Raw genomic sequence first — 21,590 nt, forward strand, 5'->3', positions numbered from 1 at the left:
TGGCGTTTCAGCCCAAATTCACCAAGCGTGCGGAGCGGCGTTGTCCCCAGTTCTCAATTTCCACCCAATAGTTTGATGTTCAAACTAATTGGGCCGCTGAGCGAAAGGAAGAGTGTCGTGCCAGTATTGGATGCTGCACAAATCATGCAGCTGATCCCGAACCGTTACCCGATCCTCTATATGGATTACGTCGACGAATTGACCCCCGGTGAGTCCATCGTCGCCACCAAGAACGTCACCATCAACGAGAATTTCTTCCAAGGCCACTTCCCGGGCAACCCCGTCATGCCGGGCGTGCTCCAGATCGAGTCGCTGGCCCAGGCCGCGTCGATCCTGATTCTGAAGACGCCTCAGTTCCAGGGCAAGACCGCTTATCTCGGCGCCATCCACCAAGCCAAGTTCCGCCAGGTGGTCCGGCCCGGGGACGTGCTCAAGCTGCACGTGACCATGGTCAAGCAGAAGGATAATATGGGGAAGGTGCAGTGTGTTGCCATGGTTGGCGAACACAAGGCCTGCGAGGCCGAGCTGACTTTCATCGTGGAGGAGGCGGCGGCCAAGATCTAAGAGATGAGGAGTTATGATCCATGATCGATGAGAAAGCTGCGGCGGAAGCCGCCCGTAAACAAGACGAAAACTACATCAACAATGCCTTAGTGGATGTGTATGACAATATTATGCGGTTTGAAGAGCAGCAGATTCGAGGCAGCCGGTTCCGGGACATCAACGCCCGGGAACTGCACATCGTCCACGCCATCGGCCTGCATGACCATAAAACGACCACCCAAGTAGCCGACGAGTTCCGGATGAGCAAGGGGACCTTGACTGCCCACTTGAATAATCTAGAGCGCAAGGGCTACGTGATTCGCCAGCGCAACCCGGCGGACCGGCGGGTGATCAATCTGGGGCTGACCAGTAAGGGACGGCTCCTGTACCGCACCCACGATGCCTTCCACCGGCGGCTGGTCAAGAGCTTTCTCCACGGAATGGATGATGACGACCGCCAGTTGATCAAGCAGGCCTTGATGAACTTGGAGCAGTTCTTAGACGAGGCCCAGAAGAAATGACAACAACGCCCTACACGATCCTGGCCAGTGCCGGCTGCCTGCCAGAGCGGACAGTGACCAACGACGATCTGGCCGCCCGCATGGATACTTCCGATGAGTGGATCCGGCAGCGCACGGGTATCCGCACTCGGCACATCGCCGGTCCGGCAGAGACCACGAGCACCCTGTGTACCACAGTGGCGCAGCAGCTCCTTGCCCAAGCGGGGATCAGCGCGGACCAGCTCAGCTATATCCTGGTGGCCACCATGTCCCCGGACTACGCGACACCGGCCACGGCGGCCCAAGTCCAGGGCCGTATCGGCGCCAGGCACGCCGTTGCGTTCGACCTGTCCGCGGCCTGTTCCGGCTTCGTCTATAGCCTGCACGTGATGCAGCGGCTGTTGGCGGGATCGGAGAAAAGGTACGGGCTGGTCCTGGGCGGCGAGGTACTCAGCCGCTTGGTGGACTGGCACGACCGCAGTACCGCCGTGCTTTTTGGCGACGGAGCCGGCGGCGTGCTGGTCAGCAACCGGGGCCCCGGTGCTTATCTTGGCGCCGACCTGCGTACCCTGGGCGACCAGGGCGATGCGTTAACGGCCCGGCAGCTGGCCGCTGGGGATGACCCCCAAGCCGCTTACCTGCACATGAACGGCCGACGGGTCTATTCCTTCGCCGTCCGGGAAGTGCCCCGGTCATTGACCCAAGCCGTGGCCAACGCCGGGCTGACCTTGGCCCAGGTGGATCATTTCTGCCTGCATCAGGCCAACGCCCGCATCGTTGCCCAGGTGGCCAAGGACTTAGACCAGCCGGCCAGCAAGTTTCCGCTGAACATTGCCCAGGTGGGCAACACAGCGGCGGCCAGCGAACCGCTGCTCCTGGCGGAGAACATCGCCAACGGGACGATCCAGCGCGGCGACGTGGTCGCCTGCTGCGGCTTCGGCGGCGGACTGACCGTGGGCACTGTGGTGCTGCGGTACTGACTTTGCACCTTTCTGAACTGAACATTCGCAAACGAAAGAGGTTAATTACAATGAGTAAAGACGACGTTATGACAAAGATCAAGGGTATCATCGCGGACCAACTGGAAAAGGACGTCAGCAACATCGCGCCGGCCACCAACTTCAAGGAAGACCTGGACGCAGACAGCTTGGACGTGTTCGAAGTGATCGACAAGATCGAGGACGAGTTCGACATCGAGATCGACAGCGACGAGAGCATCGCGACGGTCGGCGACCTGGTCGATTACGTCACAAAACAGCTGGCGGCGTAGCCTATGAGCCGACACTGGACAGCATTGTTCAGCGGGCAGGGGCAGCAATTCGCGGATATGGGACGGGATCTCTATGCCCAAGAACCGCTGTACCGGGAGACGGTGCAGCAGGCAGCCGCCGCTACCGGGATCGACCTGACGGCAACGGCCGCGTGGAATGATCCGGTCAACGCGCCGGTGGCCATCGTCACCTTGAGCCTGGGCGTCTTCCGGGTGCTGCGGCAGGACATGCCGCTGCCCCAGGGGGCCGCGGGCTTGAGCCTGGGCGAATACAGTGCCCTGGCGGCCAGCGGCATGGTAACGGCGAAGGACGTGTTCCCGCTGGTGCGGGATCGCGCGCACTATATGGATGACGCAGGGGCCCAACACCCCGGTGTGATGGCCGCCGTGTTACGCTGTAACGCTACCATGGTAGATGAAGCCTGTGCCGCAGCGACGGTGTCTGCCGGTCCCGTTTATCCCGCAAACTACAACACCCCCAGCCAGACGGTCATCGGCGGGTCACCCGCTGGCGTTGCGGCTGCCATTACGCAGCTCAAGGCCCAGGGTGTGAAGCGGGTCGTCCCTCTGAAGATGACCATGGCCTCTCACACGCCGCTGATGCAGCCGGCCAGCGACCAGCTGGCGCAGCGCCTGCTGGGTGTGCCGTTTACCGCCGATGCCTTTCCGGTCTGGAGCAACACGACCGTCACGCCGTTTGCGCCAGATACGGCAGCGGCGGTACTGACCCGCCAGCTGATCACCCCGACCCATTTTGCCGCCTGCCTGCAAGCCAGTCAGACTGCCGGTCCCACCGCCTTGGTGGAACTCGGCCCGGGCTCGGCGCTGACCAAGTTTGCCCGCCAGATTCTGCCCAACATGCCTGCCTGGCACGTGGACAGCGTGGCCACGCTGAACGATTTACGCAAGAATTGGAGCGCATTTGATGAGTGAAGAAAAGCAACCCACCCCAGTGGCCTTAGTCACCGGCGCCCGCACCGGTATCGGCCGGGCGATCGCTGAGCGGCTGCAACAGGACGGCTACCGCGTCGTATTGAACGTTCACCGGCCGTTGACCGATGCAGAACAAACTGAGCTAGCCGCCGTGTTTCAACCGCTGACGGTCGTCGTCGGCGATGTCGCGGACGACACCGCGGCCCAAGCCATGATCAGTCAGGTCCAGACGCAATTCGGCCAGCTCGATTTATTGGTGAACAACGCCGGCATCAACAAGGACACGCTGCTGACGCGGATGACCGCCGCCGACTTTGACGCGGTGGCCCGCACCAATTTGACCGGCACCTTCCTGATGACGAAGTACGCGCTGAAGCTGATGCAGAAACGGCGCAGCGGCAGTATCGTGAATATTTCTTCCGTCGTCGGCCTCCACGGCAATATCGGCCAGGCCAATTACGCCGCCAGTAAAGCCGGCATCATCGGCCTGACCAAGACCGCCGCCCGGGAAGGTGCCCTGCGCAGCATTCGGGTCAACGCCGTCGCCCCGGGCATGATCCGCACCGCCATGACGGCCGGCATGAGCGACAAACGCCAAGCCGAAGCCGCCGCCGGCATTCCCCTCAAGCGCTTCGGCGAACCCGCCGAAGTCGCCGATGTCGTTGCTTTCCTAGCCCGCAACACTTACATTACGGGGCAGGTCGTTAGCATTGACGGCGGACTGACGATTTAGTAATGGAACATGGCCCGCGTCCCCGCTCGACTACCCATCATCGATTGTTGTGACGGTGAACAAAATGAACGGGTGATATGAATTACCGTTAGAACTAAGCGGAGCCCGCCCGGGGCATGGGCTCAGCCGTGAAATTGTTGTTGGCGGCTTTGCCGCCTACAACAAGGCCGAGCTTTGAGACAATGCGCCCTTTGCATTGGCTCAAAGTCGTGCCCACGGCGTTCCAGCCCAATGCCCCGGGCGGGCGGAGCGACTGTAAGCGGCAAATCGATATACCCAGTGAGAAAGGATACGTGACAATTTTGAGTGCACAACGCGTCGTAGTAACCGGCATGGGGGCCGTTACCCCCATCGGCAACGATGTCCCCACCTTTCTCGACCACCTCATGGCCGGGAAGCTCGGCATCGCCCCTATTACTAAGTTTGACGCCAGCCAGACCGGCGTGACCATGGCCGGCGAAGTGAAAGATTTCGAGGCGACCAAGCGGGTCGACCGCAAGACCGCCAAGCGCAGCGACCTCTTTTCTACCTATGCGCTCTACAGCGCCTACGAAGCGATGGCCATGGCTGGGCTGGACCAGGAAGGGGTGGATCCGGAGAATCTCGGTGTCATCTGGGGTTCCGGTATCGGCGGTCTGACCACCATTCAGGAACAGGTCATCAAGATGCATGAGAAAGGGCCGGGGCGGGTCTCCCCGCTGTTCGTCCCCAACAGCATCATCAATATGGCGGCCGGCCACCTGAGCATTGCCTTCAATGCCAAGAATACCAGTCAAGCCATCGTCACCGCCTGCGCCTCGGCCACCAACGCCATCGGCAATGCCTTCGAGTACCTGAAGCAGGGCAAAGCCGACGTGATCATCACCGGCGGCTCGGAGGCCTCGGTCAACGAGATTGGCATCGCCGGTTTCGCCGCCCTGACTGCCCTGTCCCGGGCCACTGACCCGGCCCAGGCGTCGCTGCCCTTCGATGTCCACCGCAACGGCTTCGTGCTGGGCGAGGGCGGGGCGGCCCTGATCCTCGAGACGCTGACCCACGCCGTGAAGCGCGGCGCCCATATTCTCGCGGAAGTGGTGGGCTATGGATCGACCTCTGACGCCTACCACATCACGGCCCCCGATCCCACCGGGGCCGGTGCGCAGCGGGCCATGGCTCAAGCGGTGACCGAGGCCGGGATCACGCCGGCCGACGTGGATTACGTCAACGCCCACGGCACCGCCACCAAGGCCAACGACAGTGCGGAGGCCCAGGCCATTCACCGGCTCTTCGGCGCCGCCCGCCACGTTCTGGTTTCCAGTACCAAGGGCATGACCGGGCATTTGCTGGGCGCCGCCGGAGCGATTGAAGCCGTGGCCTGTGTCGGTGCGCTTCAGCGGCAGGAACTGCCTATGAACGTGGGCGTTTCTGACCAAGACCCCGAATGTCCGGTGACCCTGGTCAATGCCGAGAACCAGCACACCCCCGTCCGCTACGCGCTGAGCAATTCCTTCGGCTTCGGCGGCCACAATGCGGTCCTGGCGTTCAAGAAGGCGAGTGACTGAGATGGAAGAAAAGGACATTGAACGCTTATTGGCCAAGTTCGACCAATCGAGCTTGCAAGAGTTCGAAATGACCCAGGGTGATCTGCACCTGGCATTTTCTAAACGGGCCCAAGCTGCCCCAGTGGTGGCCAACAGTCCCGCCAGTCCGGCAGCTGCCGCGGCTGCACCGGCCCCGGCGGACCCGGCCAGCACAGCGGACAAAGCGGCGCCAGCAGACGGCCAGCCAGCTGCCCCGGCGGCTGATGGTACCCCTGTGACCGCCCCCCTGGTCGGCGTGGCCTACTTCGCCGCGGCACCGGATAAGCCGCCGTTCAAACAAATTGGGGACCACGTGGACAAAGGCGAGACGATCTTTGTCATTGAAGCAATGAAGATGATCAATGAGGTGCCCAGCCCCCTCAGCGGTACACTGCGCAAACAGCTGGTCAAGGACGGGACGATGGTGGAGTATGACGAACCGGTTGTTGTGATTGAGCCGGACGGTGATGGGCAATGATCCCCGCTGTACAAGACGTCATCCCCCAACGGTATCCCTTTCAACTGATCGATACGTTCACCGCGGTCGTGCCAGGAGAAATGGCCGCCGCGCGTAAGCAGGTGACGATCAACGAGTGGTTTTTTGCTGGTCGGCCGGCGGATCATTTGACGATGCCTCGGCCGCTGCTGATTGAGGCGTTAGCCCAGACCGGCGTCGCGGCGGTGCTGGCCCTGCCGGCGTTTGCCCATGACGACGTGCTCTTCGGCGGCATCCGCGATGCCCAGTTTTATGACAGCATCAGGCCGGGCGATGCGCTGACCCTGACGATGACACTGGCCAAGCTGAAGCGGCCCTTCGGTATCGGCAATGGGCAAATTACCCGGGGCGGCCGCGTCGTGGTCGCGGCCCAATTGATATTAGCCATTTCCGGAAAGGAATGAGGTCCATGTTTAAGAAGGTCCTGGTGGCCAATCGCGGTGAGATTGCCGTGCAGATCATCCGTGCGCTCCACGAACTGGGAATTACCGCCGTGGCGGTGTATTCCAGTGCGGATAAAGACGCGCTGTTCGTCCAGCTGGCTGATGAGGCCATTTGTATCGGCGGCCCGCAGCCGGCAGAATCATATTTGAACATGTCCCAGATTTTGAGCGCCGCCAATCTCACCGGCTGCGAAGCGATCCACCCGGGCTATGGCTTTCTTTCTGAGAACGCCGAGTTCGCCCGCCTGTGTGCCGCCTGCCACGTGACCTTCATCGGGCCCCGCCCGGAGGTGATCGACCGCATGGGGGACAAGGCCAATGCCCGCCAGACCATGCAGGCCAGCGGGGTGCCGGTGATCCCCGGCTCCGACGGGACCGTGCGGGATGTTGCCGCCGCGGTGACGGTCGCCCAGCGCATCGGCTTCCCGGTGCTGCTCAAGGCGGCCGAGGGCGGCGGCGGCAAGGGTATCCGCACCGTCCAGACGACGGCGGACCTGCCGGCGGCGTTCCGCGAGACCCAGCGCGAAGCCCGCCTGAATTACGGTGATGACCGGCTCTATATCGAGAAGCTGATCACCCGCGCCAAGCACATCGAGGTGCAGGTGATGGCCGACAGCCAAGGCCATGTCGTGTACCTGCCCGAGCGGGACTGCTCGCTGCAGCGGCACCACCAGAAGGTGATGGAAGAAAGTCCCTGCCGGGCGATCACCGCCGCAGAACGGGCCAAACTCGGGGCCATCGTCGTCAAGGCTTGCCAGCAAATCGGCTACACCAACACCGGTACGTTTGAATTCTTGATGGACAGCCGCCATCATTTCTATTTTCTCGAAATGAATACCCGGCTCCAAGTGGAACATACGGTGTCCGAAGAAGTCACCGGCTTGGAGCTGATCAAGGCGATGGTCCGGGTGGCCGCCGGCGAAGCGCTGCCCTTCACTCAAGCGGATGCGGCCGTGCAGGGGTATGCGCTGGAATGCCGCATCAATGCCGAAGACCCGCGGCATGGCTTCCGGCCGTCGCCGGGGACCCTGCATAAGCTGTATCTGCCCACCGGGACGCTGGGCGTGCGCATTGACACCGGCGTGACCACCGGCAGTGCGGTGCCGCCCTACTATGATGCGATGATTGCCAAGCTGATCGTTCACGGGCGGGATGCCGCTGCGGTGCGGACCAAGATGGCCCGGGTGCTGCGCGAGTGTCAGCTGCTGGGCATCGCCAGCAACCGTGATTTCCTGCTGGCGCTCCTGGCGACACCGGAATTCGCCGCCGGAACGTGTACCACTGACTTTATTACGACGGCGTTCCTGCCGCGTTGGAAGGAGGATGCGGATGTTACAGCCTAAGTTCACCCCGCCCACTGCGGCCGAGTTGAAGAAACGGCGGCAAGCGATCCCGGACCGGTTGGCCCAGCGCTGCCCGGTCTGCGGCAAGACGTTCTTCCGCTTCCAAGCGGGCCGCTGCATGACTTGCCCTGGGTGTGGTTATGCCCTGCGGATCACGGCGCGCAAACGGGTGAAGCTGCTTTTCGACACCTTCGCCGAGACCCACGCGGACATTACGGTACCCGACCGGTTTACTGATCCGGCCTACCGGGCCAAAATTGCCCAAGCGGAAAAGAAGACGAAGCTCAAGGAAAGTGTCTTGACGGGCTGGGCCACCATCGCTGATCAGCGTTTCGCCGCTGGCATCATGGACCCGTTCTTCATCATGGGATCGTTGGGCAGTGCCACTGGGGAGAAAATCACCCGGCTGTTCGAGGACGCCACTAAGGCCCACGCGCCCGTCGTCCTGTTCACGGCTTCCGGCGGCGCTCGCATGCAAGAGGGAATCGTGTCGCTGATGCAGATGGCGAAGGTCTCCCAGGCCGTGGCCGCCCATAGTGCCGCCGGGCTTTTGTACATCACGGTCTTGTGCGACCCGACCACCGGCGGTGTGACCGCCTCCTTTGCCCAGCAAGGGGACATCATTCTCGCCGAACCCCATGCCCTGGTCGGTTTTGCCGGCCGCCGGGTGATCGAGCAGACCATCCACGCGCAGCTGCCGGCGGACTTTCAACGGGCGGAAACGGTCTTGGAGCACGGCTTTATTGACGCCATTGTGCCCCGGGACCAGCAGAAAACGGTGTTGGCCCGCTTGCTGCGCTGGCACCAGCCGGCCCCAGCGAAGGCGGTGACCAGCGCATGAAGACGCAGCGTGAGCACCGGGCCTACGCGGCTGTCCAAGCCGCCCGGGCCACGACCAAGATACCCATCCAAACCCTGATCGACGACTTGGTGACGGATTTCTTTCCCTTGCATGGGGACCGCACCGGCGGCGACGACCCCGCATTGATTGGCGGCATCGGCCAGCTGGGCGACTTGCCCATCACCATCGTCGGCATTCAGAAAGGGGCCACGACCCAAGAGAACATTGCCCGCCATTTCGGCAGTGCTTTACCCGAGGGGTACCGCAAGGCCTTGCGGCTGATGAAAGAAGCGGCCAAGTTCCGCCGCCCGGTCCTGGCCTTGATCAATACGCCTGGGGCCTTCCCCGATAAACATTCCGAAGACTTCGGCCAGGGCGAGGCGATTGCCCGCTGCTTGCTGGAAGGGATGCAGCTGCCCACGCCGATCCTCAGCGTCATCGTGGGGGAAGGCGGCAGCGGCGGCGCCCTGGCTTTGGCATGTGGGGACGAGGTGTGGATGTTCCAGCACAGCACCTATGCGATCCTTTCGCCGGAGGGCTACGCCAGCATTATGTGGAAGGACGCCACGCGGGCGCCGGAAGCCGCCGCTAAGTTGGGCTTGACGCCGAAGGAACTGTTGGCAGAGCACATCGTGGACCGGGTCGTGACGGAGGTGGCCAACGCCGACCAGGCCCAGGACCTGGCGAAGGCTATCCACGCCCGCCTGACCGGATTGCTGGCCCTTTCGCCAGAAGACTTACTCGCCCGCCGGCACGCCCGGTATCGGCATTTCTAATCGTGAATCAAGAAAGCAGGTAAATTAACTTATGGCAGGATTATTGACTGGGAAACAAATCGTTGTGATGGGGGTGGCGAATCCCCGCAGTATCGCGTGGGGCTGCACCCAGGCGATGCACGACCAAGGCGCGACCGTGATCTTGACGTATCAAAACGACCGCATAAAGAAGAGCTTAGCCCGCTTCGTCCCTGAGGACTATCCCCTGGTTGAATGCGACGTGGCGGCGGACAGCAACATTGAGGCGGCGTTCAAAGGCATTGGCGACCAGTACGGCAAGATCGACGGTGTCCTCCACGCCATCGCCTACGCCGACCGGGACACGCTGCAAAACGGCCTGGTCCACACGACGAAAGACGGCTTCGACTTGGCCCAGAACATCAGCGCCTATTCCTTCATCGCCGTCGCCCGCTACGCCCAGCCGATCCTGAACGATCCGGCGGGGCTGGTGACCATGACCTACTTTGGTTCCGAGCGGGCCATTCCCAACTACAATATGATGGGCGTCGCCAAGGCGTCCTTGGAGAGCAGCATGCGCTACTTAGCAGCCGAGCTGGGTCCCCAGCACATCCGCGTCAACGCCATTTCCGCCGGGGCGGTCAAGACCCTGGCGGTGACCGGCATCAAGCACCATAGCGAACTGTTGAAGATGTCCCAGGACCGAACCGTGGACGATGTTAGCGTGACTACCGCTGAGATCGGCAACGTGGCGGCCTTCCTGATGTCCGACCTGGCCACCGGGATGACCGGCGACGTGGTTTACGTGGATAAAGGGGTGCATCTGATCTGAGTATGCCATTGAACGCCGCGGCCATTGCCGCGTGGCAAGCCGGACCGGCAGTGCCGGTCAGCCTGTTCCCGACACTGCCGTCTACGTCGGGGTACGCGAAGGATTATGCCGCCCATCATCAAACCACCGCACCGCACGCTTTTTTGGCAGAAAGGCAAACTGCCGGGTACGGCAAACGGGGCCGGTCGTTTTTCTCACCGGCAGACAGCGGGATTTACTTGAGCCTGCTCGTCCCCGCGACAGCCGTCGCCCCGTTGACCCCGGGTCTGTTAACGACTGGCGCAGCGGTCACGGTGGTCAACGTGCTGCAGCGCTTCTTTCCGCTGACCGTGTTTCACGTGAAATGGGTCAATGATATTTTGGTGGACCACAAGAAAGTCGGCGGCATCCTCGTGGAGGAAACCGCCGGCGGGGTGGTCATTGGGATTGGCCTGAACTTGTTTACGGCCCAGTTTCCGCCGGCACTGCAACTGAAGGCAGGGGCCGTGACAGACCGGGCAGTGGATCGCAACATCGTGGTTGCCGGCCTGCTGGATGCGTTAGCCGCATTTGTGCCAGCCTACCATACGGGCGGTTTTCTCCCGGAATACCGGGCCTTGGCGAGCATGATCGGCCAGCCGGTCACCGTGGCGGTGGGCAACCAGACGCTTCGCGGGACGGCCACGGCCATCGATGCACTGGGGGCCTTGGTCCTGACCTTAGCGGATGGGACCCAGCGGGTGCTGACCGCGGGGGAAGTCACCCGGGTGATCCTGCCGGTGAGCCTCTATGAGGACGGTGCAGCCGTATGAAACCGCGCGATATTGCCCGCATCAGCTTGTTTACCGCATTATTGATTGCGCTCGGGTTTATCCCGCCGCTTCCGCTGGGTTTCCTGCCGGTACCAATCGTGCTGCAGAACCTCGGCGTGCTGCTGGCGGCAGCCATCTTGGGGCCGAAACGGGGCAGCATCGCAGTGGGCTTGTTCTTCCTGCTGGTTTTAGTCGGGCTGCCGGTCTTATCCAGCCGGACTGCAGGCATCGGCGTGTTCTATGGCGCCAGCGGCGGCTTCCTGCTGGGCTGGCTCGTCACGCCGGCGGTGTATGGCGGCGGCCGGCGTTTGCTAGGGGCCCGAGCCGCCGGCTGGCAGCGCGGCGGGCTGCTGTGGCTGGTGGGCGTTGTCTTGGTGGATGGCCTGGGCGCCCTGTGGCTTTGCGTTGGCCTACACTTGCCGCTGATGAGTGCGGTGTTAGCGAGTTTGGTTTTTGTCCCTGGTGATACGCTGAAGACTGTCTTGGCGGTTTTGGTGACAGAAAGAATGCGGCAGCTGCGTTTAGCCGCGCAATAATGATTGATCTGACTGAAGCAGGCCTCGTGATGAGGCCTTTTTTAATCGTCGTCGGTTACGGCGTAGTTGGTATCATAATCGTCAAAGTCATAACTGTGGCCTTCTTCTGCGTTGTCGTCCTTGAATGATTTGGGCAGCACTTTTTCATATCTCGTGCCGCTATCGTCCTCGGTCACGCCTAACCCGACGGTGACATAGTCGTAATCACCATTATCGTATTGGCGGGTCAAAACGCGAATGAGATAGACCGGGTGATTATTGTATTTAAAGACGAAGCGTCCCGTGCCGCTGTTTTTCATGACGATTACAGCATCAGGCCGTTCGTCTGGTCGGCCGGCGATTCCCGCAGCAAGCTGGCCATAGCCGCTGTATGTTTGGATGTCTTCATTGGCTTTCTTGGTTTCCCCAGCCAAGGTCAAGACGTCGTCAGTGGAATCGTAACCCGCCGGCAGTGTATTTTGGGCACTGGCCAGGCCCAAAACGATGACGAAGCCGACAGCGAAAATGGCGATGATGAACCAAAAGACGCGCCGGCTATTACGGTTGTCGTCATGTTGAGCCGTGACCACTGCGGCTGCCTGACTTGCCGACGGGATGGTTTGTGCGGCGGGCGGATCAGCCGGGGGCACGGGGCGGGGCGGTGCAGTTGCTGCCGATATCTTCCTGGGTTCAGGATTCCCAACATTTTCGTTCTTGCCCATTAAACCGGTTTGATTCACAGCCAAGTTAGCCACGGAAGTTGCTTCACCCAACTTGGCACCGCAATGAATACAATAATTGGCTTGGGCCACGTTATGGAACCCGCACTTGACACATATTTTGATCACGAAACGATTCTCCCCCTTATGGTTCTTTGACGGTACGAATCTCAATGACGCGCTGGTGAAATCTGCACCTGGCGCGTTTTAATTTCCAATAGGCCTTCACCCATTAACCGGTACAAAATGCCCCAGCCGATCAACGTCACGAGGACGACAGTGAACAGCCAATCGCTGTCGCTGGCTTGTTTATCCCAGAGGGCGTGGAGCGCGACGGCAGCAGCAAAATACATGAGGAATTTACTCTGAAACAGCATCCCGGCCCGAAACTCCGCGTCTTTCTTCACGGCGACGAGGGCTGCCCCGGTGATGGCCGTCCAGACGATATGGCCGCCCACGGCGGTAATTGCCCTGAGGATGGCGACGTCTAGTAGTTGATTGCCAGCATTGTAAATGTATCCCGCTGTTTCGAAAGCTGCAAAGCCTGCCCCAATCGTCGCCCCCAGCAGCATACCATTCAAAATGTACGAATAATTGCGTTGGCGCACAAAGTAGGCCACGATAATCACTTTTCCTAATTCTTCCGCTACGCCGATACTGATCGTGTCGCCCCAAGTATAGGTGCCATAATACTGTTCCTGCGCGGAAAACGAGACGAATTGATAGAGAATCATGGTGACCATGAGAGAAAGCACGCCGCCGAGGAAAAAGACTTTGAGCGTCTCGTAGAAGCTGATGTTTTTATAGACATTCATTTCGAAGAAGAAGACCAGCGCGCTCAAAGGGACAGCAAACGCCCCCGTCAGGATCACGCCAGGAATCATCAGCGTGTTGTTGTAATCCAGGGCCACGTATAACAACACACTGAAGCTGATGCCAAAAAGGGCAAAGACGCGGGCAAAGAGCCAAGGCCGGCCCCAGTCAGACTTGATGTCGCGAAGCCGCGGCGTCGTGGTCTGGGTACCGGCAATAAAAATTTCTTCTGCTTCTGCTTGCGTATGCTTCTTGAAGACCTCTGAAAAAACCAGCTTCATGGTAGCGGTGATGGCCCCTGTTGAGGTCGGCTGCTGGGGCGGGGTGTCAGGCGGTGTGGGTGTGGGCGCTGAGGTTGGGGTCGGAGTGGGTGCCGGTTGTGCTGGTGCGGGGTGACTGTCGGCCGGCTGGCTGGCCGGGCGTAAACGATAGCCGCAGTGGGGACAGAACTTAGCGCCAGGCTTCAGCGCTTGACCGCAATGAGGACAGAATTTCATTCAGGGTGGCATCCTTTCTCTTAGGCCGTTGGGAGCATCAACGTCGCGAGTTGTTCTCCCAGGTCACTTTCGGCTTGAATCTGTTCTTGGCTGTGACCGTTCTGGGACATGACGGCGACAACGAAGGTGTGCCGTTTGCCAACGAAGATGGCCGCGTCATTTTCGACGCCAAATTGGGCAAATTCACCGGTCTTATTGTAAACTTCAGTCGCGTTGGTGACCTTGGCAGGGAGCTTTTCGTGGTTCTTGTTCTGTGCCATAATCTTGAGCATTTGTTTATCGGCGTCACTGCTGATGAGTTTACCATTGTAGATAGCAATCAGTGCCCCGCCCAAATCATCAACGCTGGTCATATTGTCTTTGCCTGCAGCCAGCGCATCGGTATCCATCAGTTTACGTTCCAGAAAAGTGCCGGTGCATCCCAATTTGCGAATTTCACGATTGATGGGTGCGAGACCGCCCAAAAAATCAATCATGACATTGGCCGCCATGTTGTCCGAATCGACCATCATGTGGGTCATGATGTCGGTATTAGGGTAACAGATACCATGTTGTCATTGAGAGAAAGTGCAAATATGCAACAGTTGCGGGCCGACAGCGCGGTATAAAAAAAGCACACTGAGAAATGTCAGTGTGCTTGGCGGATTGGCTGCCGGCCCGTCACTTATCGTCGAGCTGGGCAGGCGAGCGGTCAGCCCAAGTTCTTGGCCATGTACAGCACCAAATCATCATCGTTCCGGCAAACTGCACCCTCTGGCAGGGGCTGGTCTTGGTACCAGACGCCAGAGCCGTCTGGTACATAGCCCCGGCGGATATACAACCGCTGAGCAGGGCCGTAGCCGGCATGGAGGCCGACACCCAGGGTGACGACGGGGGCTAGCTCAGCCGCTGCTGTTTCTGCCGCTGCAAGCAGTTGGGTGCCGATGCCTTGATGCTGGTACGGCATGAAGACGTTGAAGTCGACAACTTCCGGATAACCGGTCTCGCGAAAGGGGCCGTTCGCTGCCTGGGGGCAGAGCGTCACGTAGCCCAAAGGGTCACCGTCAGGGGCGCGGGCAACGAAGACCTGGCGCAGGCCGTGGTCCTGTTCTTTCAAATATTGCCACAGGACAGCCTTGCGGCTCGCCCAATGCTGGGCAACGAAGGCGGCCGCCATTTTTTCGATATCACTGGCCCGCAGACTGTCGATTATGACCATGATGACTTCACCTCAAACAAAGGATGGGGCAGGGGCCAATTCGCAGCGGCTTGAGCCGGGCCCGCCCATGGCGTATTGTCCCAGTCTCGCTGGTGCGGTTCGGCGTCTCTTTATGGCAATGTCTTGGTCCGGCTCTCCCCGGTCAAAAAGCCCGATTGCATATATTCCGGATCAGGATACGTATAGAAGCCGCGGCCGCTCTCCATGCCCAAATAGCCGCGGTTGATGCGGTCCTTGATCTTTGCTGCGACGGCGATGGAGACCGGGTCCGTCTGCTGGGAGAAGATCTCGTATGACGTGCGCAGACCGACGACGTCGATGACGCCGAAGGGACCGCGGGGCGCCCCGGTGGCGAGCATCCACACCCGGTCGATGGTATGAGCGTCAGCCACGTCCGTGCCCCACAGCTTGTAGGCGGCATTAATGAACGGCACCAGCAGCGAGTTGAGAATATACCCCGGCTGTTCCTTGTGCAGGATCACGGGAATCATGCCGATCTCCTTGCTGTAATCAAAGATGGCGGACACCACGCCGACATCGGTGCCGGGGTGGCCCATGATTTCGACGGTATTGCGCCGCCAGATGGTGTTGGCGAAGTGCATGGCCAGGTACTTATCCGGCCGGCCGGTTTCAGCGGCGAAGCGAGAGGGTAAGAAAGTGGACGAGTTGGTGGCGATCAAGGTTTTCGCCGGCAGCAAGGGCGCCAGCTGCTGATAGAAAGCGGCCTTGATAGCCACCGTTTCGGGAATGGATTCAATCACGAGGTCGGCGTCACTGGCGGCCGCGGCCATGTCTGTGGTGAGCTGGATACGGGCCTCGGCGGCGTCGGTCAATTCTGGCGTCGCCCGCAGATCCAGCTGATACTGCGGCGCCAGTTTTTCCAGCCGTTCCCGGGCTTGGGCCAGCGCCGCATCGCTGATATCGTACAAAACAACGTCTTTACCATGGAAGGCTGACTGGAAGGCAATTTGACTGCCTAGGGTACCGCCGCCGGCCACCATTACTTTTTGAAGGGTCATAAATACACCTGCTTTCGGTTATTGTGAAGCGCTTACATTAGTATTATATGCGCCTCGCGAAAACAAGGCAAATAATGTGCACGGTTGAGCGATGGCGGCTATGCCGCTGGTAATTAAGGCTTGTCAGGCGCAATGGCGGTCCAGTCGATGGCCTTATCGCGCCAGTAGAATTCCTTATCCAGTTTGCCGATGTCCCGTTGGACCCGGCAGGGGTTGCCGTAAGCGACCACGTTGGCCGGAACATCCCGGGTGACGATGCTGCCGGCCCCGATAACGGTATTGTCGCCGATGGTGACGCCGGGCATGACGATGACGCCGGCGCCCAGCCAGCAGTTACGGCCAATGGTAATAGGCAGATTGTACTGGTAGGCTTTGGCGCGTAATTCCGGCAGGACCGGATGACTGCCGGTGGCCAGCACGACGTTGGGGCCAAACATCGTGTAATCGCCTACGGTAATACGGGTATCGTCGACCAGCGTGAGGTTGAAATTCGCGTAAATATCGTGGCCAAAATGGGCAAAATGACCGGCCCAGTTGGCGTGGAGGGGCGGTTCGATGTAACAGTTCGCCCCAATTTCGGCAAACATCTCAGTCAGCAGAGCGGCCCGCTGCGCGGTGTCGCTCGGCCGGGTCTGGTTGTAGTCGTAGAGTTTATCCAGCGCCCGCATTTGCTCGTGCATAATCTGGTCGTCGTTGGGCAGGTACAAGTCGCCGGTGTGCATCTTGTCTCGTTCTGTTGTCATTGGGGGGACACGCCTTTCGTAAAGCATATTTGCTCCCAGTCTAGCACAGGGGAGAATGTGGCCAAAACGTGAACAAAAAGCGAAACATCAATGACCTAGACCAGTTTTAAGCTGGGATTAAGGTTGGCTGCTTAAAGTGAGACCTATCAACTATTCAAGTACTCGCATTGAAGGAGATGGCCGTCATGGATAACGTCACAACGATCACGACCAGTGCCAAAAAGCAGCGGCGCTGGCAGCTTCCGGTCAACAAGCTGCTGCCCTGGCTGCTGCCGGTGGCGTTCCTCGCCATCTGGCAGCTCAGCGTCAGCACCGGACTCATCACCAGCACATTGGTCCCCAGCCCCTGGGCGATCGTTCAGGATGGGGTAGACCTCTGGCAGAGCGGCACGTTGCAGAAAAACATCAGCATCAGTCTCTACCGGGCCACGGTGGGCTTCGCCATCGGCGGCAGCGCTGGCTTCCTCCTGGGGTTGGCCAATGGCCTTTCTCAACGCAGCCGGGCCTTGCTGGACACGCCCTTGCAGATGCTGCGCAACATTCCCCACCTCTCGCTGATTCCCGTGGTCATCATCCTGCTGGGCATCGGCGAGACGGCGAAGATCTCCCTGGTGGCCATCGGCGTTCTGTTCCCCATCTACATTAATACGTATCACGGGATTGCCAACAGCGACCCGGAACTTCTGGAAATGGGCCGCAGTTACGGCCTCTCCCGCTGGCAGCTGTTCACCAAGGTCATCTTCCCCGGCGCTTTGCCTACCATTCTGATGGGTGTCCGCTACGCCCTCGGGGTGATGTGGACGACACTGATCGTCGCCGAGACGATCTCCTCGACCTCGGGTATCGGCTACATGGCCACCAACGCCCAGGAGTTCATGAATATGAAGACCGTTCTGCTTTGCATCGCCCTCTACGCGCTGCTGGGCAAGCTCTCTGACCTGATCGCCAAGGGGTTAGAAAGTACCTTCCTGACTTGGCGGGAGAAAGGGGTGACGCACAATGGCTGAACCGATCGTGACCTTACAGAGTATCGAAAAACGGTACGGCGCACGGACCGCCATCCACGACGTCAGCTTCCAGCTCTACCCCGGCGAGACCGTCGCCCTGGTGGGCATGAGCGGCGGCGGCAAGAGTACCATCATGCGGCTGATTGCCGGGTTAGAAAAGCCCACCAGCGGCCGCTTGGCCTACCGTGACCCGCACATCGTCACCCGGGTGATGTTTCAAAACGACCGGCTGCTGCCCTGGCTTTCCGTTCAGGACAATGTGGGTTTCGGCCTGCGCGACCCGGCCGTCACCGAACTGCTGGCCGCCGTGGGCCTGGCCGAGGCGGCGGACCTGTATCCGGCGCAGCTCTCCGGCGGTCAGCGGCAGCGCTTGGCATTAGCCCGCGCACTGCTGGCCCAGCCCCAGCTGCTGCTCCTGGATGAACCCCTGGGGGCGCTGGACGCCTTGACCCGGCGCAACATGCAGGACCTGATCATGCGCATCTGCGCGGAGCGGCACCTTTCTTCCTTACTCATTACCCATGATGTGCAGGAAGCCGCGCGGATGGCGGATTGGATCATCGTCGTCAAGGATGGTACCAACGTCTACCAGACTGCCGGAGCCAAGGGGCAAGGGCCGACCGTCGTGGCCAGCGTTGGCGAAGACGTGCTGCAGGTCATTCTGCAGCCGGCGGTGACACCATGACCGCCGCAACCGCCCGCCCGGCCGCTCAGTCCCACCGGCCCTATCTCCATGAGATCGACCTCATGCGTGTCATCTTCATCGGCGGCGTGCTGCTGAACCATACCACCACCATCTTCCAGAGTCAGATGACCAGCAGCGGCGAGATTCGCCTGGGGCTGCTGGCCACCCACCTGATGATCCACTTCACACGGATGGGCTTCATGTTCATGACCGGCCTGGTGCTGATGCTGGCGTATTTCGCCAAGGATATTCACTGGCCGACTTTCTACTTGAAACGTTTTAAGACGGTCACCGTGCCGTACATTCTCTGGAACACCATCCTGCTGGTCGGGGCCACGGCCCTGGGCCTCGGCGCCTTCACCTGGGCGTCCTTCGGCAGTACGTACGCATTGGCACTGCTTCACGGCAATCAGTTCTACCTGTACTACCTCATGGTTACGATGCAGCTGTACCTCGCCTTTCCCTTGCTGCGTTTACTCTTCAAGAAAACGGCCCATCACGGGCGCATCCTGTTAACGAGTTTCCTTCTCCAATTGGTCATCGTGGCCGGTATCAAGTACGGCCTGCCCCACGTGGATACCAGCAGCTGGCTATGGTGGTTCCGGGCCTACGGCGTGAACGTGTTCACCTACCAGTTCTACTTTGTTGCCGGGGCCTACACGACCCTGCATTACCAGCAGGTAGTGGCCTTCATTGACCGGCACATCAAGGCCATTGCCGCGGCCACCGGCGTCCTGTCCCTGGGGACGATCGGCCTATACGCCTTCAACCGGCTGGTACTGGGGATGAGCCACACCGCCGCCGTGTCCCCCCACCAGCCTTACATGGCGGTGTACGACGTCTTGATGATCATGACTGTCTTCTGGCTGGGCCGGCGGTACGCCGCTTGGCGTCAGACGACCAGCCGCCACGGCTGGGACCGGCTGATCCAGAACGGTGCCAAGGTGTCCTTCGGCATCTATCTCTGCCAGACGATTGCCGTCAGCCTGCTCGGCGGGGCGCTGGGTGCCCTGAACCTGAGTGACGGGGCCCTGCTGCTCCTGCTGCCGGCGGGTTACATGTTCGTTCTTGGCTTGTCATTTCTCATTGCTTGGTTCTGTTACCGCGTCGCCCCGTTCGGCTGGCTGATTGGCCGGCCCCAACGCGGCCCCGGTGTGAAGAAAGGAGTGCTTGATCATGAGTATCCTCACCGATCAACTGTCTCTGCAACTGATCAATAACCGTCAATACCCCATCGTCCGGGACGAGGGCAGCGCCGAGTGGTTCACTGGGCGCGAACTGGAAGAGGACGTCGCGCGCTTGAAAGACGTCTTCACCGCCCACGCCATCGGCCGCGGCGACGTAGTCCTGGTCTGCCTGCCCAATAGCGCCGTTCACCTGGTGATCAACCAGGCCCTGTGGGAATTGGGGGCTGTGGTCCACCCCATCTCGGCGACGACGCCGGGGGCCCAGATCCTGGCCATCCGGGCAGAATACCGCTACCCAGCCTTCATCGCTGACCCGGACCGGCTGGCTGTACTGCCGGCGGGGTGGACCGATGCCCCCGTCGCCCTGCATACCCAAGCGCCACTCTTCCTTTACACCCCGGCGGTTTGGCCGGCGGACAAGGCGACGATGAAACCCGCCGTTGGCGACGAGGACGACCTGGCCATGATTCTCCAGACCTCCGGTACCACCGGCAAGCCCAAGCGGGTGGGCATTACCCACCGTCAGCTGCTGAACGCCGCCCGCCACGACATCGCCAGCCACCACATGAGCGAGACCGATACCGCGCTGGTCGTCATGCCCATGTTCCACGTGAACGCCCAAGTTATTTCTGTCCTATCCACCCGTCTCTCTGGTGGCAAGTTGGTGATTGCGCCGCAGTTCAGTGCCCACTTGTTCTGGCAGCAGGTGCGCGACAACCACGTCACCTGGACGTCAGTCGTCCCGACGATTATCAGTATCCTGTTACTGAATGCCGGGGCCCGGGCCGCCTATAGTCCCGACCTGCGGCTGCGCTTTGTCCGCTGCTCCTCCTTCGCCTTGCCGGAAGATAAGCTGCGGGCCTTCCAGCGGGTGTACCATACCCAGGTGATCGAAGGCTACGGCATGACCGAGACCGTCAGTCAGTGCACCGTGAATCCCTTCGCGGCACCGAAGATCGGGTCCGCCGGCAAGCCTTACGCCACCGAAGTCCAGCTGCTGCCGGTGGACCAGCAGCCGACGACCGCCCCCAATGTTCTGGGCGAGATCATCGTCCGCGGCGACCACGTCATTACCGATTACTTAGACCTGAACCCCAATGCTTTCTGGCACGGCTGGTTCCGTACCGGCGACCTGGGTTCCTTCGATGCCGACGGCTATTTATACATCAAGGGCCGGACGAAGGAGATCATCAGCCACGGCGGGGAGAAAGTCGCCCCGGCGGAAGTGGAGAATGTCTTGAACGGTCTGGACTTCGTCGCCCAAGTGGCGGTAGTCGGCGTGCCCGATCCGCTATACGGCGAGAACGTGACGGCCGTGGTGGTGAGCACCACCCCCGGCGTCCACGAGGCCGAGCAGAAACAGACCCTGGCCCATTACGCCCACGCCCATTTGGCGAAGTACGAACGGCCGACCACGATCATCTTCCGTACCACGCTGCCCCGCAACGCCACCGGGAAGGTGATCCGTCCCCAACTGACGGCGGAACTGCGGGAGAAAGGCCTCGCTAATGAAACGTAAACGATTTTCCCTCATCCTGATGGTCCTGGGACTGCTGGTTTGGCTCAGCGTGGCCTTCTACGGCTACCGTCAGGTCCACGCCGACAGCACCAGCAGCGGCCTCACCACAGTGACGATCGGCTACCAGAAGGGCGACCCGGTGGATATTTCTCGCCAACGGGGCGAACTCGTCAAGGAAATGAAGGCGAAGGGTTACAAGGTCGTCTTCAAGGAATTCCAGAACGGCGCCGCGCTGATGACCGCACTGAAGGCCGGCAGTATCGACTATGCCCGGGCCGGCGATACCCCGCCGGTGACCGCCCAGGCCAACGGTACCAGCATTGCCTACATCGCGGCCGGTGCCACGAAAGAATACGGCAGCGGCATCCTGGTGGGCAAAAATTCCGGCATCACCAAGCTGAGCCAGCTGAAGGGCAAGAAGATCGCTTATACCTCCGGCACGGCGGCCCAAGCACTGATCATTAAAGCTTTGAAGAAAGCCGGCCTGACCACGAAGGACGTGACGCTGGTGGACATGAGCCAGAGCGCCGCCAGTGTTGCCTTTGCCAAGGGCCAAGTGGACGCATGGGTGACGTGGGATCCTTACACCGCCACCGCCCAAGTCCAGAACGGCGCTGTCCTTCTGACGAACGGGACCGGCCTCACGAAGAACCGGGACTTCCTGATTTCG

At 60.6% G+C, this 21,590-nt stretch carries 26 protein-coding genes; 20 read left to right on the forward strand and 6 right to left on the reverse strand.

Annotated features, from left to right (window positions below):
- Positions 1-117 precede the first annotated feature (117 nt).
- The 15 genes from fabZ (at position 118) to L248_RS13285 (ending at position 11,554) form a co-directional block, all read left to right on the forward strand.
- Positions 118-564, forward strand: coding sequence for a 3-hydroxyacyl-ACP dehydratase FabZ (gene fabZ / locus L248_RS13215; RefSeq protein WP_040536880.1), 447 nt, complete (start codon positions 118-120; stop codon positions 562-564).
- Between the two features lie 20 nt (positions 565-584).
- Entirely contained in the window at positions 585-1,064 is a 480-nt protein-coding gene (locus L248_RS13220; protein ID WP_022530763.1) for a MarR family winged helix-turn-helix transcriptional regulator, read from the forward strand.
- On the forward strand, positions 1,061-2,023 hold the full coding sequence (locus tag L248_RS13225) for a beta-ketoacyl-ACP synthase III (RefSeq protein WP_022530764.1): 963 nt from the start codon (positions 1,061-1,063) through the stop codon (positions 2,021-2,023). The genes L248_RS13220 and L248_RS13225 overlap by 4 nt, the downstream gene beginning before the upstream one ends.
- Positions 2,024-2,073: 50 nt before the next feature.
- A complete protein-coding gene (gene acpP / locus L248_RS13230) occupies positions 2,074-2,313 on the forward strand; it encodes an acyl carrier protein (protein WP_040536882.1) in 240 nt (79 codons plus the stop codon).
- Between the two features lie 3 nt (positions 2,314-2,316).
- Entirely contained in the window at positions 2,317-3,246 is a 930-nt protein-coding gene (locus L248_RS13235; protein ID WP_022530766.1) for an ACP S-malonyltransferase, read from the forward strand.
- Positions 3,239-3,979, forward strand: coding sequence for a 3-oxoacyl-ACP reductase FabG (fabG, locus tag L248_RS13240; protein WP_022530767.1), 741 nt, complete (start codon positions 3,239-3,241; stop codon positions 3,977-3,979). Before L248_RS13235 ends, fabG begins: the two co-directional genes overlap by 8 nt.
- Positions 3,980-4,281: 302 nt before the next feature.
- Positions 4,282-5,520, forward strand: a complete 1,239-nt coding sequence (gene fabF, locus L248_RS13245; protein ID WP_281169996.1) for a beta-ketoacyl-ACP synthase II — start codon at positions 4,282-4,284, stop codon at positions 5,518-5,520.
- A 1-nt stretch (position 5,521) separates the two neighbouring features.
- Positions 5,522-6,016, forward strand: a complete 495-nt coding sequence (locus L248_RS13250) for an acetyl-CoA carboxylase biotin carboxyl carrier protein (RefSeq protein WP_022530770.1) — start codon at positions 5,522-5,524, stop codon at positions 6,014-6,016.
- Positions 6,013-6,438 (forward strand): 3-hydroxyacyl-ACP dehydratase FabZ family protein, encoded by a 426-nt coding sequence (locus L248_RS13255; protein ID WP_022530771.1) that lies wholly within the window; start codon positions 6,013-6,015, stop codon positions 6,436-6,438. The genes L248_RS13250 and L248_RS13255 overlap by 4 nt, the downstream gene beginning before the upstream one ends.
- Before the next feature lie 5 nt (positions 6,439-6,443).
- Positions 6,444-7,820, forward strand: coding sequence for an acetyl-CoA carboxylase biotin carboxylase subunit (locus tag L248_RS13260; RefSeq protein ID WP_022530772.1), 1,377 nt, complete (start codon positions 6,444-6,446; stop codon positions 7,818-7,820).
- Positions 7,807-8,661 (forward strand): acetyl-CoA carboxylase carboxyltransferase subunit beta, encoded by an 855-nt coding sequence (locus L248_RS13265; protein WP_022530773.1) that lies wholly within the window; start codon positions 7,807-7,809, stop codon positions 8,659-8,661. The genes L248_RS13260 and L248_RS13265 overlap by 14 nt, the downstream gene beginning before the upstream one ends.
- Positions 8,658-9,437, forward strand: coding sequence for a carboxyltransferase subunit alpha (accA, locus tag L248_RS13270; protein ID WP_022530774.1), 780 nt, complete (start codon positions 8,658-8,660; stop codon positions 9,435-9,437). The genes L248_RS13265 and accA overlap by 4 nt, the downstream gene beginning before the upstream one ends.
- A gap of 31 nt (positions 9,438-9,468) precedes the next feature.
- The gene (gene fabI / locus L248_RS13275) at positions 9,469-10,227 is read left to right on the forward strand and encodes an enoyl-ACP reductase FabI (RefSeq protein WP_022530775.1); all 759 of its coding nucleotides are present in this window, start codon (positions 9,469-9,471) and stop codon (positions 10,225-10,227) included.
- 2 nt (positions 10,228-10,229) lie between these two features.
- The gene (locus L248_RS13280) at positions 10,230-11,018 is read left to right on the forward strand and encodes a biotin--[acetyl-CoA-carboxylase] ligase (RefSeq protein WP_022530776.1); all 789 of its coding nucleotides are present in this window, start codon (positions 10,230-10,232) and stop codon (positions 11,016-11,018) included.
- Positions 11,015-11,554, forward strand: coding sequence for a biotin transporter BioY (locus tag L248_RS13285; RefSeq protein ID WP_022530777.1), 540 nt, complete (start codon positions 11,015-11,017; stop codon positions 11,552-11,554). Before L248_RS13280 ends, L248_RS13285 begins: the two co-directional genes overlap by 4 nt.
- A gap of 41 nt (positions 11,555-11,595) precedes the next feature.
- On the opposite strand, the gene L248_RS13290 is transcribed toward L248_RS13285, so the two are convergent.
- The 6 genes from L248_RS13290 to L248_RS13315 all read right to left on the reverse strand — a co-directional run bounded on the left by L248_RS13290 (position 11,596) and on the right by L248_RS13315 (position 16,522).
- Positions 11,596-12,288: a hypothetical protein gene (locus L248_RS13290; protein ID WP_155828676.1), complete on the reverse strand. Its 693-nt coding sequence runs from the start codon at positions 12,286-12,288 to the stop codon at positions 11,596-11,598.
- 134 nt (positions 12,289-12,422) lie between these two features.
- Positions 12,423-13,562 (reverse strand): PrsW family glutamic-type intramembrane protease, encoded by a 1,140-nt coding sequence (locus tag L248_RS16380; RefSeq protein ID WP_040536885.1) that lies wholly within the window; start codon positions 13,560-13,562, stop codon positions 12,423-12,425.
- A gap of 20 nt (positions 13,563-13,582) precedes the next feature.
- Complete coding sequence (locus tag L248_RS13300; protein ID WP_281169997.1) at positions 13,583-14,107, reverse strand: serine hydrolase; 525 nt, start codon at positions 14,105-14,107, stop codon at positions 13,583-13,585.
- A 146-nt stretch (positions 14,108-14,253) separates the two neighbouring features.
- Complete coding sequence (locus tag L248_RS13305; RefSeq protein WP_022530781.1) at positions 14,254-14,760, reverse strand: GNAT family N-acetyltransferase; 507 nt, start codon at positions 14,758-14,760, stop codon at positions 14,254-14,256.
- A 110-nt stretch (positions 14,761-14,870) separates the two neighbouring features.
- A complete protein-coding gene (locus L248_RS13310) occupies positions 14,871-15,779 on the reverse strand; it encodes a 3-hydroxyacyl-CoA dehydrogenase (RefSeq protein ID WP_022530782.1) in 909 nt (302 codons plus the stop codon).
- Positions 15,780-15,892: 113 nt separating this feature from the next.
- A complete protein-coding gene (locus L248_RS13315) occupies positions 15,893-16,522 on the reverse strand; it encodes a sugar O-acetyltransferase (RefSeq protein ID WP_022530783.1) in 630 nt (209 codons plus the stop codon).
- A gap of 185 nt (positions 16,523-16,707) precedes the next feature.
- Between L248_RS13315 and L248_RS13320 the strand changes: the two genes are divergently transcribed.
- From L248_RS13320 to L248_RS13340, 5 genes are all read left to right on the forward strand, one after another.
- A complete protein-coding gene (locus tag L248_RS13320; protein ID WP_040536886.1) occupies positions 16,708-17,529 on the forward strand; it encodes an ABC transporter permease subunit in 822 nt (273 codons plus the stop codon).
- Positions 17,522-18,214 carry an ABC transporter ATP-binding protein gene (locus L248_RS13325; RefSeq protein WP_022530785.1) on the forward strand — a complete coding sequence of 231 codons (693 nt, stop codon included), beginning with the start codon at positions 17,522-17,524 and terminating at the stop codon, positions 18,212-18,214. Before L248_RS13320 ends, L248_RS13325 begins: the two co-directional genes overlap by 8 nt.
- Complete coding sequence (locus tag L248_RS13330; protein WP_022530786.1) at positions 18,211-19,434, forward strand: acyltransferase; 1,224 nt, start codon at positions 18,211-18,213, stop codon at positions 19,432-19,434. The genes L248_RS13325 and L248_RS13330 overlap by 4 nt, the downstream gene beginning before the upstream one ends.
- Positions 19,391-20,920, forward strand: coding sequence for an AMP-binding protein (locus L248_RS13335; protein ID WP_022530787.1), 1,530 nt, complete (start codon positions 19,391-19,393; stop codon positions 20,918-20,920). The genes L248_RS13330 and L248_RS13335 overlap by 44 nt, the downstream gene beginning before the upstream one ends.
- Positions 20,910-21,590 (forward strand): ABC transporter substrate-binding protein (locus L248_RS13340; protein ID WP_245585313.1); only part of this gene is annotated, 681 nt, incomplete at its 3' end. The genes L248_RS13335 and L248_RS13340, both read left to right, overlap by 11 nt.

It is taken from the genome of Schleiferilactobacillus shenzhenensis LY-73 (genome assembly GCF_000469325.1).
GTDB classification, from domain to species: domain Bacteria; phylum Bacillota; class Bacilli; order Lactobacillales; family Lactobacillaceae; genus Schleiferilactobacillus; species Schleiferilactobacillus shenzhenensis.